A 17,474-nucleotide genomic window follows, 5' to 3' on the forward strand; every position below is an offset into this window, starting at 1 on the left:
ATCTCTCCAGAAAGAGCCGCAAAAAGGTCAAAAGTGTTGACCGCGTAGTGGAGAGACAGCAACCCGTTTAAGGGAGGTCGATCAGCTCGGGTCCAGTACTGTTATCGGCATCGCACATGTCATATTTAGGTCATATTGCAGTCGGCAAGTGATGTGCATCACACTATGCAGGTCAGGCGGGCAGGGACATCATCACAGGCGAGGTGTTTGCGATAACGTCCCGAATTCAACACGATAACAATGTTGTCATCGCGCGTCGTGCCGTCAGGTGGAAAGCAGCAGCGTTAGTCCTGAGCGTCAGGTATCGCACTATGCAAGAATGCCGGAATAGCGGGACGTCCTTTTTCCAGACAGGTGCCGGTGAAAACCGCTTCAGCATAGACGACATCGTTAACCAAAATTTGCTGAACGAAATTAACACGGTTGCGCTTTTCGTTTGCCGCGAGTGCGCAGGTCACCTGCATCTCATCGCCTTTTTTCAGGCTCTTTTTAAAGCGAAGCGTATATTCAAGCAGCATATGGATACGGCCTTCGGCAAACTCCGCTTCCAGATCTACGCCAAGATGCTCTTTCATAAACGCGTGGCGTGTCCATTCCATATAGAAGGGATAGTAAAGTCCGTCTACAACGCCCTGAAAATCGATATGCTTTTCGTCAACCTGATACGTTTTGCTAAACATAGTATGGCCACTGGTAAGTGAGGGAAGGCCCACTTTAGTCGGCATGGCTGTTTTTTTAAACGGCTTTTTTCAGGCGACAGAGGAAGGTGAGTGATTCGCGCTAACAGTAAAATCGGCACGCGCCAGAATCATCCAGACACGTGCCGGGTGGGCTTTACGTCATGCCGCAGCTAAACACCGAGGCTGCTTAGCGCAGCACAGCGGCTGGCGGGTGTCGGTCAATACGGAAAATGGACACGGCATTACGTAGCAGGGTCGTTTGTTCCACCATGCCCTGGGCCGCAGAGGAGACCTGCTGCACCAGCGCGGCATTCTGCTGGGTGACCTGGTCCATTTGGCTGACGGCAATGCTGACCTGCCCGATACCGTTGCTTTGCTCATCCGACGCAATGGTGATTTCGCCCATAATGGTCGTCACGCCCTGTACGGATTTCACGATCTCCTCCATCGTGTTACCTGCCTGTTTCGCCAGGCCCGAACCTTTCGCCACGTGTTCAACCGACTGGGTGATCAAATCTTTGATTTCTTTAGCTGCGGTAGAGCTGCGTAAGGCGAGCGAACGGACTTCCCCGGCGACCACCGCAAATCCGCGTCCGCCTTCGCCAGCCCGTGCGGCTTCAACGGCGGCGTTCAGGGCCAGAATATTCGTCTGGAATGCAATCCCTTCAATGACAGAGATAATCTCGGCCACTTTGCCTGAGCTTTCTGAAATAGAGCGCATCGTTTCAACAACCTGTTTCACCACATCTCCTCCCTGTAGGGCAACGTGCGAAGTGGTATCCGCCTGAGAATTTGCCTGACGGGCGTTATCGGTATTTTGACGGACGGTAGCGGTCAGCTCCTCCATACTGGCGGCCGTTTGTTCCAGCGCGGCAGCCTGCTCTTCAGTGCGCTGAGCCAGGTCAATATTGCCTTGGGCGATTTCGCTCGCTGAGTTATTGATCAGTTCTGCAGAGGACTGAATGCCACTCACAATGGTGACCAACTGTTGGCGCATGGCTTCCAGCGAGGCCATCAGGCTGCCCTGGCCTTTAAGCGGCACAGCAATATCTACCGTCAGGTTACCCTGGGCAATCATGCCAGCAATATCGGCAGCCGCTTTGGGTTCGCCGCCCAGTGCGCGAACGATACTGCGTGTAATGATGGTGCCCAGCACCAACGAGAGCAGGATGGTGGTTAACCCGGCCAGACTGAGCGTCATTTTCGTGGCAAAGGCCAGGCTGTTGACTTCGTCAGAACGCGTAGCCAGCAGCGACGATTCTGCGTTGTTGAAACCGGCGGCGACGGTGCGGTAGCGATCCATAAAGGCTTTATCACGCCCTTCCTGAAAAAAATGCGTCAGGGCATCGAGCGGTTGCTGTCCTCCATTAACCTGACGACGCAATGCGATTAGCTGATCGTCAATGGCCTGGACGCTGTTGTGCAGGTCAAGTAATGACGTCAGTCTTTGCTGTTGACTGGCATTATCTGCCGTCATGGTGCGGAGCTGATTATATTTCTGGTCGAACGCCGTTTTGCCTGCGTTGAACGGTGCCAGGAAGGCTTCATTACCGGAGATGACAAATCCCCGCACGCCCGTTTCCATATTAACCATGTCAGTTAACATGCTGTCGCTCAGACTCATCACCTTATAACTGTGAATATTCCAGCTATTGGCCTGCCGTAGCTTGAGAAAGTTAATAATCGACAAGCTGCTGCCTATTAATGACACAAGAACGATGATGCCGAACGCGAACGCGATTTTGCGGCCTGTTGTGATTTTCATGTTTATTCCCCGTTTAGTAATTTTTTTATTTTTGTAATAACAACTCTTGCTTTTCGAGTATCGGCAACAAAGGAAGGCAGTTTATGAAAGCGAAGCCGTTTTTTAAAAAAAAGTTTAAAAACTATCCTTAAGTTTAGTAAAAAGTTAATTTCCTGAGTTATCTATAGTATTCGATAGAAAGGACGAGATTAGCGTAAGGGGTATAAATAAACTGAAAATAGAAGTGATAATGAAAAGGAGGTACTGGAGATTTGTGTTAAGTGAGCGTAGTTGCTGGGATGGGGAGAAAAAATGGATGATCATCAGGCCGTATCATTGTGCGCTTGATATCTGAACGGATTAAATAAGGTTGCCGCTTTCATCTCACCTTATCGATGAAATGAAGGCGGCCTTGTTGTTTAACATCGTCATCGTGTATTTAATGTCACGCTTATTGATAATTACGATCCTTTATTACTCTGTGATGCACTGGCACCGGTCTGTGAATGATGCAGGGTCGGGCTCACAGGCAGTTCAGAATAAGTTTGCGTATCGTAAATCACGCCTTCTTCTGCGGATTTCAGCAGCATGCCTGCCTGGTAGTATTTATCCTGTTTCATTAAAGCAAGGGCATTTGAAACATCATTTTCTGTTTGTTGTAGCGGCATCAGTTCCTGCGTTTCAGTGACGGCTACGCCAGCCAGCTTCAGCGCATCAAGCGCACCTTGCTTATCACCTGCTTTAATATGCTGATTGGCTTTATCGATCGCGTCATTTTTCTGTTTTGATAGCTGGTAATCTTCCGACACGGATACATCGGAGCCGATGCGAATATAATTATCTCCCGTCATCGGGGCTTTTTTGTCATAGCGAATATACTTTGTCCAGTCCACACTATTATCTTTCAAATAAGTGTCAGCCTGAGTCGCCAGCGCTTTTGCTTGTTGAGTTTGGCCATTAAATAACGCGTTGCGTGAAAGCTGAATATCATTCATGGCCTGCGCGGCCTGGGCCGAAATGACTTCATTATTTAATGTATGGCTGTCTTTAAAGGACTCAGCGGCCGCAGCGCCACCAGTAAACACTAATACGGCTACAATCATTGAGCTAATAATCATCTTTTTCATGATATTTATCCTCTGTATTTATGCATCCGAAAGGTGCTAACGTCATTGATTACATCTGTAGTGTTCATTTACCAGGACTGTCTTTTTCGAAAAAGCAATAACACTGCGTTGTCAGACAAATGCAACGTCGCTGTTTTTGCTGTTTGGGAAACAGTTATCCAGAATGGCATTCTTCACGCAAAAATAATGAGGTGAAACGGCGTTGAAAACATAATCCGCCTGCGAAATGTCCGGGCTGTTTATTGAGAAAAACATATCGCCAACAAACAGGGCGTCGGTCAGATGTGAATCCTGGCGTGAATAATCACTTTTACACAGGTTACCGTGGTAAGAAAGCAGAAGGGGCAGAGCCATGATGTTATCTCCTTGATGTCGTCTTGACGTCTTTACTTAACACCCGGAGGATATTTAATTGTAATTATGAGTTTGCAGAAAAATGTCACTGTTACAATTGCATGGTTTTTTTATCATTTTAATTCAATGGCTTGCGAGTCAGTGTTTGTTACATCTTACCGCTTCTTTAAAAAACCTGAGTTTTCTATAGAAGAAAGCGTACAGGCTGACAGTCGGGTCATAAAAGAAGCCACATCAGCCGCGCCGTCGTTGATCACTCTCTGTGCAAGATAATCATTCAGCGCGCTGTCACTGAGCGTCTGCCGTATGCTGGTTCTGATGCGGCTAAGCGTGGTTAATTCTGAACGGGTTGACTTTATCCCTGTCTCATCGTGTTTTGAACATGTTGCTTTACAGTGCGCATGGCAATGGCAAAATAGCCTTTTCCCTTTCCCGCTATCGATATGTCTGAAGATGCCCTGCGGCAGCAAATTGCGAATTTAAAAAAACACAATGCGCGATTAAGGCGTATTGCGCATGATGCCCGCGATAAATTGGGTGCTGCGCTGGACGGCACGGGCCTGTGCTTGTGGCAACTGGATATTCCCACGGGCAAGTTGGTTATTTTTAACCGCCGCTGGGGATCCATGCTGGGTTTTCAGCCTAAAGAAACGGATGCCCATTTTGATGTCTGGAAATCCTGCCTGCATCCTGAGGATGCCGCAGATGTTCTGAAGGCGTTCTATGATCATATCGAGGGCAAAGCACCCTTCTATGAAGCCTTACATCGGATGATTGGTAAAACAGGAAAAATTACGTGGGTGCTGGACCGGGGCCGCGTCAGTGAATGGGACGAGCAGGGCAGACCGATCAAAGTGACGGGCACGCACATTGATATGACCAAAGAGAAACAGTACGAAGCGCAACTGGCTTCACTGGCCATGCACGATCCCCTGACGCAATTAACCAACCGGCATGCGTTGATCAATCATTTTCGCGATATGAAGAAAAAGGCATTATGTATTGTCTTTATTGATTTAGATAATTTTAAGCATGTCAACGACACGTTAGGGCATCGCAGTGGCGACGAAGTCCTGATTCAACTTAGTCTGCGCTTTATCGCAGCCTGCCCACCAGGTGTCATTATTGGGCGACTGGGCGGCGATGAGTTTGTTTTACTGATTCCGCTCGCGTTAACCCATCCACTCACGAAGAGGCTCACGCACGCCTGTCTTAATGCTGCCTTGCAACCTTTTGAGCTGGCCAACGGTACTGCCGTCATTGGCGCATCCATTGGGGTTGTTCAGGTTGAGGAGCCAGAAAACTTTGACAGTGCGCTTGCCCGTGCTGATGAGGCGATGTACCGCATCAAAAAAAACGGTAAACGCGGTGTAGCGTTGTAAAAACGCGTTTTTTCTGCTTCTGGTTTGACCATCGGTTTCCCTCTGCCATGCTTGACAGGTAGTGCCGCGCGCCGGAACGTCGCTGAGCTTCTCAGACGATGGCCGGAAGCGTCATCACCTTCATCCATAGCGAGGCGTTTATGAGTCTGTTTAAAAGCAAAGATGGATTTAACCTCTACTACAAAGACTGGGGCAAAGGGCAGCCGGTACTGTTTAGCCATGGCTGGCCGCTGGACGCGGATATGTGGGATAGCCAGCTCAACTTCCTTGCCGAACGCGGCTATCGGGTTATTGCTTTTGACCGGCGCGGTTTTGGACGTTCCGACCAGCCATGGGAAGGATACGACTACGATACGTTTGCTGACGACATTCATAGCCTGATCACACATTTACAGATCAAGGATGTCACGCTGGTCGGGTTCTCAATGGGCGGCGGCGACGTATCGCGTTATATTGGAAAATATGGCACGGGCAACGTTAAAGGGCTGGTTCTGTTAGGCGCAGTCACGCCCGTGTTTGGTAAGAAAGACGATCATCCCGAAGGCGTAGAGAAATCGGTTTTCGACGATATCAAACAGGGACTGCTTAACGACAGAGCGCAGTTTATTAAGGATTTTGCCGCCCCCTTTTATGGCACCAATTCTGGCCAGTCAGTATCCGAGGGCGTATTGACGCAGACGTTAAACATGGCCCTGCTGGCATCGCTCAAGGGAACGCTGGACTGTGTTACCGCTTTTTCTGAAACCGACTTCCGCGCGGATCTCGCTCGCGTTGATGTGCCCACCTTAATCATTCATGGCAGCCATGATCAGATCGTCCCGTTCGAGGCGACCGGAAAGCTGGCCCATGAACTGATTACGGGTTCAGAGCTCAAGATCTACGATCAGGGGCCTCATGGATTCGCTGTCACGCATCAGGCTCAGCTCAACAACGATTTACTCGCCTTCCTGCAAAACAGCAGGGCAGAATAGTCCGAAAAAAACGCCCGTCAGGGCGTTTTTATTTTTATTGCCGCTTCGCTTACCTGAAATGTGATGAGCGGTATTTCTTCCGCTTGTGAGAAGTGCCATTTTACTAATTGTCGCCTGCCTGGTCATTTTATGATCTTTTCTTTCTCTTCATTCTAATAAACGAGACGTTTACCGCTTCGCTTATTTTTGCATGTTGCAAACCCTGCCGTAATGAATTCGATTTTATCGCGCTTAGTTAAATAGATCATTTATTGATCATATTGACGATGGGCAATGCCACCTGGCCGTCCATGTGCTGCGATTGAAAATAAAATCAGTGTGGACTTTTTAATAAATAGATCGATTAATAGAGCCTTAGAGGAGCGTTTTCATTAAAGTTTTCGCCAGAAGCGTTAAACTAGAGTTTCCTCGAAAAATAGTTTCATCACTAAAGAATTAACTGGATGTACAAATAAGGTATATGTATCTTCCTTTGTGAGTGTCGTGGCCGTCATGCTTGATTAGGTGATTTTTACAGCTACATTTGTTTGTGCACCCTTTAGTTGATGCAACTTCCACTTTGCTATTTCAATAATTAAACTTGCGGAGAACACAGAATGACTCAATATCGTGGTGGGGCCGGTAATTTCGCTGCAGACAAAGAGAGAGCAGCAGAAGCAGGCCGTAAAGGCGGACAAAACAGCGGTGGGAATTTCAAAAACGATCCCCAGCGAGCTATTGAGGCGGGGCGTAAGGGAGGTAAGGTTAGTCGAAGGAGTTAATTCAATATTAACAAGGGGTTAGCTATTTAAACTGAAACCTTCAGTGAAGCTGACTTCTACTCAATATATAAACTTCGCTGTTTAATCCATGAAATAAACCACCTCTGGTTTAGGATTTGGTCAATCTTGCCGGAAAGGATATTCCTTTCCGGTTTTTTTATTGCTGCTTTTCCGGTCAACGCACGGCTGTCTGAACGAAAAAATGAAATCCGGGTTCACCAGGTGAAACGCCTCTATTTTAACTGAAGGTTAACTTGTACGGTTTTTGCTAATTCTGTACAGGTTTGTCTTAATTGAGGTGAGGCGGAGCATTTATCAAAATAACTCATTTTGAGTAAAGTACTGGTAATTAATGGAAAAAGGCATTTTCAATGCTACTTTAAAATCTGAATTAAACGGAGCCGAATTCATTCTTCGTTAAATAGTCTAAGGTTAGTGAGTACATTGTCACTGGCGCTGCATTAAAAAATAGTGGCGTAGCCGTTCAATTAATGAGGCTCTTTTATGACTGTCAAAACGTTAAACGATCTCTTTATCCATGACTTGTCCGATGTTTACAGTGCGGAAAAACAAATCGCGAGAGCACTGCCCAAAATGGCGCGTGCGGCAAGTGATGAAAATCTTATCGCTGCGTTTAATCAGCATCTCGAAGAGACACGCGGGCAAATCGAACGTCTGGACGAATTAGTCGACGTTACGCCTGAAGTGAAAATCAAGCGAATGAAATGCCATGCCCTGGAAGGCCTGGTAGAAGAAGCCCAGGAAATTATTGAGTCTGTTGAAAAGGGTGAAGTACGCGATCAGGGATTGATCGGGGCGGCGCAGAAGGTCGAGCATTATGAAATTGCGACCTACGGTACGCTGCACGCGCTGGCCTCAAAGCTGGGCTATACCAAAGCCGCGAAGCTGCTGGCCCAAACCCTTGCGGAGGAAAAGCAGACGGATGAAAAACTGACCAGCGTTGCACAGACCATCAGTTCGGCTGAAGGAGTTGCGAAATGACGGCCATTGAAAACTATCATGACTGGTTGCGTGACGCGCATGCCATGGAGAAGCAGGCCGAGAGCATGTTGAGCAAAATGGCGGGTCGTCTGGAGCATTATCCCGCTCTGGAGCAGCGCCTTGCCCAGCATCTGGATGAAACTAAGCATCAGCTTACTCTGCTTGAACAACTGTTGGATCGCCACGGCATTGACCATTCCATTATGAAAGACGTGATGGGCAAAATGGCCGCCACAGGACAGGCGATTGGCGGCATGTTTACTTCTGACGAAGTCGTCAAAGGCGCGATGAGCGGCTATGTGTTCGAAAACGCGGAAATCGCCAGCTACACCAGCCTGATCGCGGCTGCCGAGCAGGTCGGCGACAGTGATGGCGTCAGAGTCCTGACCGAAATTCGCGATCAGGAAATTGCGATGGCCGAATGGCTGTTCACGCATCTGCCGGAAGTCACTCAGCAGTTCCTGCAGCGCCAGGCGTTGAAGCGAAAAAGTAAGTTCTCTACAGAGAAATCGCCAGAAAAAAGCCGGGAACGTTTCCCGGCTTTTTTGTGCCTGCGACACAAATTAATCCATCATCATATGGCCATACATCGCCATCAGCCGACGGGTTACGCCGTTTGTCCAGCCAAAGCCGTCCTGCAGAGGATATTCACCGCCGCCACCGGGACGCGCGCGGTCACCGCTGATATCGTACTTCTCGACCAGTTTATGGTGTAACTGGTAGAAGTTATTCACGGTTGTCAGCCAGTTCACGGCGATTTCGCTCGCCAGGGTTTCTTCGCCGTAGTTATTCAGGCCCACCACCGCCATCCACTGCATAGGCGCCCAGCCGTTAGGTTTATCCCACTGTTCGCCGCTTTCCACCATAGAGGTCAGCAGCCCGCCATTGCTGAGCAGCAGATGGCGCAGCGCGATAGCCTGTAAATGCGCCTGATAAGGCGTTGCCAGTCCGACGAAGAGCGGCACTACCGCAGCGGCGGTGAACGCGCCAAAGCGGGCGCGGCGCCAGTCATAATCACGGAAAACGCCTGCGGTACTGTCCCACAGGTAACGGGTAATTGCACGTTTGCGGGCGTCCGCCTTATTCTGCCAGGCCAGCGCAGTCAGCTCTTCGCCTTTAACGTGAGACAACGTCGCAATCATCAGCTCAAGCTTGTACAAAAACGCATTGAGATCGATCGGGATAAACTGCGTTGTACGGATGCTCGACAGACGTTTTGGATTACGCAGCCAGCGTGATGAATAGTCCCAGCCTGACGCGGCACCCGCGCGCAGATCGCGGTAAACTTCGCTTGCCGGACGCTTAGAATGACGCGCTGTTTCGATGTCCTCGATCCAGGATTCATCACGTGGTGTGTCGCGGTCGTCCCAGTAACGATTCAGAAGCGAGCCGTTCGGCATCCGGACCACATGGCGATAAGCCTGGTTGGGCATCAGTGAGCCGGCGCCATCCATCCAGAACTGATACTCTTTCATCAGCTGATCCAGATAGCGCTGTGAGCCTTGCACGCCGTCCTCTTCGAACAGTTCCACCATCAGCGCAAACACAGGTGGCTGTGAGCGGCTCAGATAATAAGTGCGGTTCCCGTTCGGAATGTGCCCGTAGTTATCAATCAGCCAGGCAAAGTTGTCGGCCATATGACGTAACAAATCGTCACGCCCTGATTCCGCCAGGCCGAGCATCGTAAAGTACGAGTCCCAGTAATAAGTTTCGCCAAAACGACCACCGGGCACGACATAAGGTTTAGGCAACGGCAGCAACGACGAATGCGGCATATGCTGCTGCGGCATCTTGGTAAGAACCGGCCACAGATCGTCGATGTGCTCGTTAAGCGTTTTGTCAGGGTTCGAAACGTAGAAGCTTTCGTTGATGCCTGGCATGTAGAAATGGTCGGCAACGAAACGCGCCAGATCGAAGTCCTTGCTGCGCTTCTGACGGCGGTAACGCATCAGCACATCAAGCGGATCGTATTTGGGCGAGCAGTCGGGGAACGTTTTGCTGTCCTCGAAGATGCCCGACATCTGAACGGCCTCGAAAAGCTCAAGATAGCGATCGGCAGGCGTCAACGCATCCGGCGCAGGCAGACCTTCGATCAGCTCTGGCTCGGGTTCAGAATCCTGCATGCGCTCCAGCTTCAGTTCATGGGGATCGTATTGATACTCAACTTCCGCCCCGGCACGATTCTCTTCGAATGCATTGAGTTGCTGGCGATAAGTATTAATAACGGCCTCCTGAGCGAACGGGGTTGCACAAAAAGGAAATTATAGACCTCTCGCAGGCAGGAACAACAATGCAGATTGTCTATGAACGTAATAAAAATTGTCTATTAATCGTATAGATTGAATAAAACACAGACAATTCAACCGAATATCTCGACTTATGACGTAAATGCATTTCAGATGAATCTCTTACGGCAGGCTTAATAAAATTTTGCCTGGGCCAAAAGGGGCTGTTTTTTCCCTGTGCGGCAGGAAAATGAAGCAAAAGTGGCATGATGTAAGAAAATACCCTCTGAGGTGCCCTGTTAAGGAGAATGATCGTGCGTTCCTTTACTCTGCGACGACTCACCGGCAGCGACAGTGTAGGCTATAGCGCCATTCGGCTGGACGGATTACAACGCCATCCTGAGGCGTTTGGCGCGGATTATGCGCGTGAGCGCTCAGAACCTGACGCGTTTTTTGCGGCTCTGCTGCAAAACAATACTGTGCTGGCCGGATTCGATCCCCAGGGCGAGATCGTGGGCGTGACGGGTTTACGCTTCCATCCCGGCCAGAAACAGCGGCACGTCGCCACGATTTGGGGAATGTATGTGCTGCCTGAGTGGCGGGGAAGCGGCCTGGCGAAGACGCTGCTCATGACCGCAATCGCGCAAGCCCGTGAATGCATCAGCATCCGGCTTGCCGTGAGCGCCACCAATGCAGCAGCAACGGCCCTGTACCGGTCTGCGGGATTTACGACCTACGGAACAGACGTCGCGGCGCTGTATGTCGACGGTGTGTTCCACGATACCGTGCTGATGCGGCTGGACTTAACGGCTATCGGCTGAGGCGCACTGCCAGCATGCCCGCGCGTGGTATAAGGCGAAAAGAAGGCTGTCAGACGAGGCGGAGGTTAAATATGCGCGACAGCCCAGTTTGGCCGCGTGCGGTGACGCCAAGCTCCCGATAGCCGGGCGTCTGCTGTAGCCAGGCTTTTTGTATCATGAAGCGCAGCAAGGCTGCACCGGCCTCGCCACCAAGATGAAAGCGCCTCTCACTCCAGTCCAGGCAGGGGCAACAGGGCTTTCGTCGCGACGGCGAAGTCAGCTCGATGCCTGTTGCGGCAAAATGCGCCTTGCCCTCCATTGTGAGCGCCGTGCCATCCGGCATCAGCCAGCCCGCTGACTGCATAGCATCATAGATACCGACGGCAATCTCACCGGCCAGATGGTCATAACAGGTGCGGGCTCGCCGGAGCCGGTCTGGCGTGGTTGTTTTCAGGACTGAACCGGGCCGGGTCGAAATGCCCATCAGGTTTTCCAGCAGGCCCGCCACCTCATGGCTGGCCAGACGGTAATAACGATGCCGTCCCTGTACCACGCAGGTTAGCAACCCTGTCTCCGTCAGCTTATTCAGATGGCCGCTGGTAGTGGAGGGCGCAACGTCAGCGACCACGCTCAGCTCGGTCGCCGTCCAGGCCCGGCCATCCATCAGGGCACAGAGGATGTGCATGCGCGAGGTATCCGCCAGCGCAGTGGCCACCGTCGCCATGCTGAAGGTCAGAGAAGAGTGTGTGCTGTCATCACACCGGGCCGCCATGCGTGTCATTCTGCTCATCCTTTCCACTGGCGGGTCAGTGCTTCGGCCCGCCTGTCATCATCGGTAATCAGCACCAGCCAGTTGCTGTGATCGCTGTACTGCGCGCGAATATTAATGCCATTTTGCGCCAGGCACTGCGCAATTTCACCCAGTTCACCTGGCCGCTGCTGAGGGAGTTTTCGGCGCAGTGGCCTTCGGACGTCCCTGACATCGAAACCGGCATCTACTAACACCTGCCGGGCGCGCGGGCCATCCTCCACCAGAAAATGAGCGTGACTTTCCTTGCCCGTTGAAAAGACGCCGCCGCCTTCCAGGCCGATGCCATGCTGCCCAAGCAGTGTTCCAAACGCGGCCAGCGACCCCGGTTCGTTCCTGAAGACCACATAAAGATTAAACATGCCGGGTGTTCTCCTCTGGACCAGCATAATCACGCATAACCTTCGCAACGCGCAGGCGGTAATGGCTGAAAATTGTGTTCTGGCCTTCCCGCTGTGCCGACTGATGCAGGCTGTTTTCCCGCCAGTGACGCACCGCCCGTTCATCTTCCCACCACGACAGGGACAATATCTTGCCAGGCTCGCTCAAACTCTGAAAGCGCTCAATCGCGATAAATCCCGGTATCCTGTCCAGTTCGGGCCGAAGTTCGGCCGCCAGTTCAATGTAACGCTGTTGCGCTGCCGGTAAGGCCTCTGCTTCAAAAAGTACGGCAATCATTTCTCTCTCCCTTAAGTCAGCCTGCAGACAGCGTACCCGATGCAAAAGCGGTTACTTCGGTGTGCACCGAATCGTGGCTGATGGAGCAACAGAAAGGGGAGAAAGGGAGTGAGAGAGGATAATCGCTGCGGTTAACCGGCAGGGCTTAACCGCAGCGTAAGCGTGAGTGCGTTATCCCTTTGTCAGCGCCGCGCGGATCACCTCGGCATAAGGCGTGGTGGGGCGACCAAGCAGTTGGCTCAGTGTGCGGGACGCATCGAACAGACCGCCCTGAGCGGCACCCGCATCGGAATCTGCCAGAAGCTCTGCCAGCGGGGCCGGCAAGCCTGCGCTTTTCAGTGCGGCGGCAAAATCTGTCTGTGGCAGATTGACGTATTCCACCTTTTCGCCGCTCTGCGCGGCGATTTCAGCCGCAAACTCCGCCAGCGTATAGCTGTCATCGCCGGCCAGCTCGTACACCTTGCCCGCCTGGTCGTCACGCACCATAACTTCCGCTGCCGCGTCGGCATAATCCCGACGCGCCGCAGAAGCGATACGGCCCTGTTCTGCCGCGCCGAGAAACGCATGGTGCGCCAGGGCAGGGGCGATGCTCGCCGCGTAGTTTTCGGTGTACCAGCCGTTGCGAAGCAGGGCATAAGGGACGCCAGACGCTGCCAGCAGGGCTTCTGTAGCCCGATGTTCAGCGCCCAGCGACAGCGGAGACTTATCGGCATGGAGGAGGCTGGTATAGGCGATAAATTTCACGCCTGCGGCTTTAGCGGCATCAATGACTGCACGGTGCTGCGCTTCACGCTGGCCCACTTCACTGCCGGAAATCAGCAGGAGTTTGTCGACCCCTTGCAGGGCGGCCGTTAAGGTTTCTGGGCGGTTGTAATCCGCCTCACGTACGTGAACACCACGGGCGGCGATGTCACTCGCTTTCGCCGGCGTGCGTACGGCGGCAACCAGCGTATCTGCGGCTACTTTTTTCAGTAATGCGTCGATAACTAAACGGCCCAGTTGGCCTGTTGCTCCAGTCACTGCGATCATCACATAGCTCCTTTAAGAGGACAGTTGGTCAACAGCAGCCTATGCGATATGCTAACTTTTAGTAAGTACTTACAGAATTGTTAGGATGAAGGGTTTTGTTTAAATGACTGATAAATTAAGCGAAAAATTTATGCGCGGCGAATTGCTGAATGTTAACTGCCCGTCGCGCGATGTGTTAAAGCGCATTACCAGTCGCTGGAGCGTATTAATTTTACTGGCGCTGAAAAATGACACGCTGCGTTTTAGCGAACTCCGGCGTGCAGTCGGCGGCGTCAGCGAACGTATGCTGTCGCAGAGCCTGCGCTATATGGAGGAAGACGGCTTTGTTGAGCGCATCGCCTACGATGTTGTGCCGCCGCATGTTGAATACCGACTGACACCGCTGGGTCTGGAAGTAGGGGAGCAGGTGGTAGGACTGGCCGACTGGCTGGAGATGAATGTAGAACGCATCCTCGCCCACCGGGAGAAACAGTCCGCCGACGCGTAAGACCGTTCATAAGACGGGACCGAAGCACGCAGAGAAACACTCCCCTCGGCCACCGTAAAAAAATGCCTGTCCGACATAACAGATTCATTCTGCGTCGGGCGGTCTTAATTACTCACAGCATTTCTTTAACATCCTTTTTACCAGGCGACTTTTTCCTGAGGTTTCTGGCTGCGTTAATTATTGCGCGCGATAAAGATGTGATGAGTTATTTACATATTGCATATGATTTTTAACATGCCTGACCGGTTGAGCTTCGTTTTCCTGCCCGGAAATAGCGAAGCCAGAGTGCGAAAAACCGGACGTATTCTAAAAAAAAGCATCATAAAGCGCAGATAAGATAAATATCCTGCTAACAATATAATAAAACACGTGATTCCCCTGTCAGAACGGTACTTTTCTCTGTTTAACGAAGCGCGGAAATGGCGAATGACGCTTAAAAACAGCGAGTTGCGTTATTTTTTAGCGGTAATCTCGTTTGGCCGTTACGGCTCCGTGCAGGGTCTGTTTTAATAACAATAATGTCACATTGCCCCTTTGAAATTAACGTTTTGCTTATCCCTCCTAAATAAGAAAACTTTCAACAAAAAAATGATCTTAATCAAAAAATACTGTTATAGTTTTTACTTATCTGATTGTCTCTGTTTTACCAGGACGAAGCATCTTACATTCGTCATGGCATTTTTCCATGCAATGGAATGACATGCTTTGTGTATAAGTCGTTAATTATAAGTAACTATATGTGGTGCTCTATGTGGCAAAGAGGTAAGCAATGTTTGGATTAGATGCCTTTCATCTCGCCAGGATCCAGTTCGGTTTTACTGTTTCCTTCCATATTATCTTTCCAGCCATCACCATCGGTCTGGCCAGCTTTCTTGCTGTGCTGGAGGGAATGTGGCTCAAAACACGTAATCAAACCTACCGCGATCTCTATCATTTCTGGTCGAAAATTTTTGCGGTGAATTTCGGCATGGGCGTGGTTTCCGGGCTGGTCATGGCGTATCAGTTTGGGACCAACTGGAGTGGTTTCTCCCAGTTTGCCGGCAGTATCACGGGTCCCTTGTTGACCTATGAAGTGTTAACGGCTTTCTTCCTTGAAGCGGGCTTTTTAGGTGTGATGTTATTTGGCTGGAACCGCGTCGGCCCCGGGCTGCACTACTTTGCGACCTGCATGGTGGCACTGGGAACGTTGATTTCCACCTTCTGGATCCTGTCTTCTAACAGCTGGATGCAAACACCGCAGGGCTATCTCATTCAGAATGGCATCGTGGTGCCAGAAAACTGGTTTAAAATTGTCTTTAACCCGTCCTTTCCTTATCGCCTGTTACATATGTCCGTGGCGGCATTTTTGGCCAGTGCGTTCTTTGTCGGCTCGTCGGCGGCCTGGCATCTGCTTAAAGGAAATGACAATCCTGCCATCCGTAAAATGTTCTCAATGGCGTTGTGGATGGCGCTGATTGTCGCCCCTGTGCAGGCCATGATTGGTGACGCGCATGGACTGAACACGCTGGAGCATCAACCTGCAAAAATTGCGGCCATCGAAGGCCACTGGGAAAACCCACCCGGTGAAGCCACGCCATTAATACTGTTTGGTTTACCGGATATGGAAGAGGAACGTACTAAATATGCGCTCGAAATCCCGTATCTGGGCAGCCTTATCCTGACGCACAGTCTGGATAAACAGGTCCCGGCGCTGAAATCTTTCCCGAAAGAGGACCGTCCTAACTCCACCATCATTTTCTGGTCATTCCGAGTCATGGTGGCAATGGGACTGTTAATGATCACCCTTGGCGTAGTCAGCCTGTGGCTGCGTTACAAAGGACGCCTGTACCAGTCGCGTCCGTTCCTGTGGTTTGCTTTGCTCATGGGACCCTCCGGCCTGATCGCGATTTTAGCAGGCTGGTTTACTACCGAAATCGGTCGTCAGCCCTGGGTAGTTTATGGCGTTCAGCGAACGATTGATGCGGTATCTCCCCATGGCGAAATGCACATGAGTATCAGCCTGCTCGCCTTTATTCTGGTTTACTCCTCCGTCTTCGGTGTGGGTTATCACTATATGATGCGCTTGATTAAAAAAGGGCCGGTCACCGGCGAAGGCGATACCGTGGAAACAGGTGGCCCCGGACAAATCAAAACGCCAGCGCGCCCGCTCTCTGCGGCCACTCACCATCATGAGGAGCGTTGAGATGATTGATTTTTCTGTTATCTGGTTCGCGATTATCGTTTTTGCTGTCCTTATGTATATCGTCATGGACGGTTTCGACCTGGGCATCGGCCTGCTGTTTCCTTTTAACAAAGACGCAGGCGAGCGCGACATGATGGTCAACACCGTTGCGCCTGTCTGGGACGGCAACGAAACCTGGTTAGTGCTGGGCGGCGCAGGACTGTATGGCGCTTTCCCGCTGGCCTATGCGGTAATAGCCGATGCGCTTTCCGTGCCGTTAACCGCCATGCTGATTGGGCTGATTTTCCGTGGCGTCGCCTTTGAGTTCCGCTTCAAGGCTGTCGAGCACCATCGGGCCTTCTGGGACAAGTCGTTTATTGCCGGTTCACTCCTCGCAACCTTTAGCCAGGGCGTTGCCGTCGGCGCGATGCTGGATGGCATTCCTGTCGAAGGCCGCAGCTTTGCAGGCTCGACGATGGACTGGCTGGCCCCGTTCCCGCTGTTCTGCGGCGTCGGGCTGGTGGTGGCATATGCACTGCTGGGCTGCACCTGGCTTATCATGAAAACCGAACATGAACTGCACCGTAAAATGTCAGCCCTGGCGACACCGCTGTTGATTGCGCTGTTGTTAATTATTGGCATCATCAGTATCTGGACACCGTTCACGCATCAGAACATTGCACATCGCTGGTTCACCACGCCAAATCTGTTCTTATTCCTGCCGGTGCCCGTACTGGTGCTGCTGTGTGCATGGGGACTGCGCCGCGCAATCAAGCGCGAGGCGCATTATTCGCCTTTCCTGCTGACGCTGGCCCTGATTTTCCTGGGCTTCTCGGGTCTGGGTATCAGTATCTGGCCGAATATTATTCCGCCCTCGGTATCCATCTGGGACGCCGCGTCCCCGCCGCAGAGCCAGGCCTTTATGCTGGTAGGTAGCTTACTGATCATTCCAATGATTCTGGGATATACCTTCTGGAGCTACTACGTGTTCCGTGGAAAAATTAAAGCAGACGAAGGATACCATTGATATGCAGACTCAGGTCAGCAGCAAAGAACGTCAGAATGAAACCCGGTCACCGTGGTGGAAACGCGTGCTGTGGCTGGTGGTCATCTACAGTGCCAGCGTGCTGGCACTCGGTGTGGTCGCGACGCTGTTCAGAATGATGATGACCGCCGCAGGCATGCGTAGCCACTGAGTCCTCCGAACGAGGCAGTGCATTCCCGACTGCCTCCGTTGTTCCCCTCGTCCTTCCATAAGCCAGCCT

General features: G+C 51.4%; 18 protein-coding genes and 1 pseudogene. 10 read left to right on the forward strand and 9 right to left on the reverse strand.

Translation table 11 applies throughout. The features are described from left to right. Window positions 1-284: 284 nt before the first annotated feature. From C1N58_RS00800 to C1N58_RS00815, 4 genes are all read right to left on the reverse strand, one after another. Entirely contained in the window at window positions 285-680 is a 396-nt protein-coding gene (locus C1N58_RS00800) for an acyl-CoA thioesterase (protein WP_394564501.1), read from the reverse strand. Window positions 681-867: 187 nt separating this feature from the next. Further along, window positions 868-2,445 (reverse strand): methyl-accepting chemotaxis protein, encoded by a 1,578-nt coding sequence (locus C1N58_RS00805; RefSeq protein ID WP_054633174.1) that lies wholly within the window; start codon window positions 2,443-2,445, stop codon window positions 868-870. A 440-nt stretch (window positions 2,446-2,885) separates the two neighbouring features. Continuing rightward, window positions 2,886-3,551 (reverse strand): YfdX family protein, encoded by a 666-nt coding sequence (locus C1N58_RS00810; protein ID WP_033739721.1) that lies wholly within the window; start codon window positions 3,549-3,551, stop codon window positions 2,886-2,888. Between the two features lie 111 nt (window positions 3,552-3,662). Continuing rightward, window positions 3,663-3,905 carry a hypothetical protein gene (locus tag C1N58_RS00815; RefSeq protein ID WP_054687064.1) on the reverse strand — a complete coding sequence of 81 codons (243 nt, stop codon included), beginning with the start codon at window positions 3,903-3,905 and terminating at the stop codon, window positions 3,663-3,665. Between the two features lie 443 nt (window positions 3,906-4,348). On the opposite strand from C1N58_RS00815, the gene C1N58_RS00820 reads away from it, so the two are divergent. The 5 genes and pseudogenes from C1N58_RS00820 to C1N58_RS00840 all read left to right on the forward strand — a co-directional run. After that, the gene (locus tag C1N58_RS00820) at window positions 4,349-5,287 is read left to right on the forward strand and encodes a sensor domain-containing diguanylate cyclase (RefSeq protein ID WP_394564502.1); all 939 of its coding nucleotides are present in this window, start codon (window positions 4,349-4,351) and stop codon (window positions 5,285-5,287) included. Window positions 5,288-5,427: 140 nt separating this feature from the next. Further along, on the forward strand, window positions 5,428-6,258 hold the full coding sequence (locus tag C1N58_RS00825; protein ID WP_394564503.1) for an alpha/beta fold hydrolase: 831 nt from the start codon (window positions 5,428-5,430) through the stop codon (window positions 6,256-6,258). A gap of 596 nt (window positions 6,259-6,854) precedes the next feature. Beyond that, window positions 6,855-7,019, forward strand: a complete 165-nt coding sequence (locus C1N58_RS00830; RefSeq protein ID WP_006118264.1) for a con-10 family general stress protein — start codon at window positions 6,855-6,857, stop codon at window positions 7,017-7,019. A gap of 504 nt (window positions 7,020-7,523) precedes the next feature. Further along, entirely contained in the window at window positions 7,524-8,021 is a 498-nt protein-coding gene (locus C1N58_RS00835; RefSeq protein ID WP_006118265.1) for a YciE/YciF ferroxidase family protein, read from the forward strand. Next, window positions 8,018-8,497, forward strand: a pseudogene (locus C1N58_RS00840) (ferritin-like domain-containing protein); the annotation flags it as partial. The gene C1N58_RS00835 and the pseudogene C1N58_RS00840, both read left to right, overlap by 4 nt. Before the next feature lie 87 nt (window positions 8,498-8,584). Here C1N58_RS00840 and C1N58_RS00845 read toward each other — a convergent pair. Then, a complete protein-coding gene (locus C1N58_RS00845; protein ID WP_050504863.1) occupies window positions 8,585-10,243 on the reverse strand; it encodes an alpha,alpha-trehalase in 1,659 nt (552 codons plus the stop codon). 311 nt (window positions 10,244-10,554) lie between these two features. Between C1N58_RS00845 and C1N58_RS00850 the strand changes: the two genes are divergently transcribed. Further along, window positions 10,555-11,067, forward strand: coding sequence for a GNAT family N-acetyltransferase (locus C1N58_RS00850; RefSeq protein WP_394564504.1), 513 nt, complete (start codon window positions 10,555-10,557; stop codon window positions 11,065-11,067). Between the two features lie 49 nt (window positions 11,068-11,116). On the opposite strand, the gene C1N58_RS00855 is transcribed toward C1N58_RS00850, so the two are convergent. The 4 genes from C1N58_RS00855 to C1N58_RS00870 form a co-directional block, all read right to left on the reverse strand. Continuing rightward, a complete protein-coding gene (locus tag C1N58_RS00855) occupies window positions 11,117-11,827 on the reverse strand; it encodes an ArsR/SmtB family transcription factor (protein WP_044241491.1) in 711 nt (236 codons plus the stop codon). A 5-nt stretch (window positions 11,828-11,832) separates the two neighbouring features. Further along, window positions 11,833-12,216 carry an amino acid-binding protein gene (locus C1N58_RS00860; protein WP_033739711.1) on the reverse strand — a complete coding sequence of 128 codons (384 nt, stop codon included), beginning with the start codon at window positions 12,214-12,216 and terminating at the stop codon, window positions 11,833-11,835. After that, window positions 12,209-12,532 (reverse strand): antibiotic biosynthesis monooxygenase family protein, encoded by a 324-nt coding sequence (locus C1N58_RS00865; RefSeq protein WP_006118272.1) that lies wholly within the window; start codon window positions 12,530-12,532, stop codon window positions 12,209-12,211. The genes C1N58_RS00860 and C1N58_RS00865 overlap by 8 nt, the downstream gene beginning before the upstream one ends. Window positions 12,533-12,703: 171 nt before the next feature. Then, window positions 12,704-13,561, reverse strand: a complete 858-nt coding sequence (locus C1N58_RS00870) for an SDR family oxidoreductase (RefSeq protein ID WP_172913399.1) — start codon at window positions 13,559-13,561, stop codon at window positions 12,704-12,706. A gap of 103 nt (window positions 13,562-13,664) precedes the next feature. Between C1N58_RS00870 and C1N58_RS00875 the strand changes: the two genes are divergently transcribed. The 4 genes from C1N58_RS00875 (at window position 13,665) to C1N58_RS00890 (ending at window position 17,405) form a co-directional block, all read left to right on the forward strand. Then, entirely contained in the window at window positions 13,665-14,048 is a 384-nt protein-coding gene (locus C1N58_RS00875; RefSeq protein WP_033739707.1) for a winged helix-turn-helix transcriptional regulator, read from the forward strand. 769 nt (window positions 14,049-14,817) lie between these two features. After that, window positions 14,818-16,230 carry a cytochrome ubiquinol oxidase subunit I gene (locus C1N58_RS00880; protein ID WP_033739705.1) on the forward strand — a complete coding sequence of 471 codons (1,413 nt, stop codon included), beginning with the start codon at window positions 14,818-14,820 and terminating at the stop codon, window positions 16,228-16,230. Window position 16,231: 1 nt separating this feature from the next. Continuing rightward, window positions 16,232-17,236, forward strand: coding sequence for a cytochrome d ubiquinol oxidase subunit II (gene cydB / locus C1N58_RS00885; protein ID WP_033739704.1), 1,005 nt, complete (start codon window positions 16,232-16,234; stop codon window positions 17,234-17,236). A gap of 1 nt (window position 17,237) precedes the next feature. After that, window positions 17,238-17,405 (forward strand): DUF2474 domain-containing protein, encoded by a 168-nt coding sequence (locus tag C1N58_RS00890; RefSeq protein WP_006118277.1) that lies wholly within the window; start codon window positions 17,238-17,240, stop codon window positions 17,403-17,405. The last annotated feature ends 69 nt before the right edge of the window (window positions 17,406-17,474 follow it).

The organism is Pantoea sp. SGAir0180, assembly GCF_043546245.1.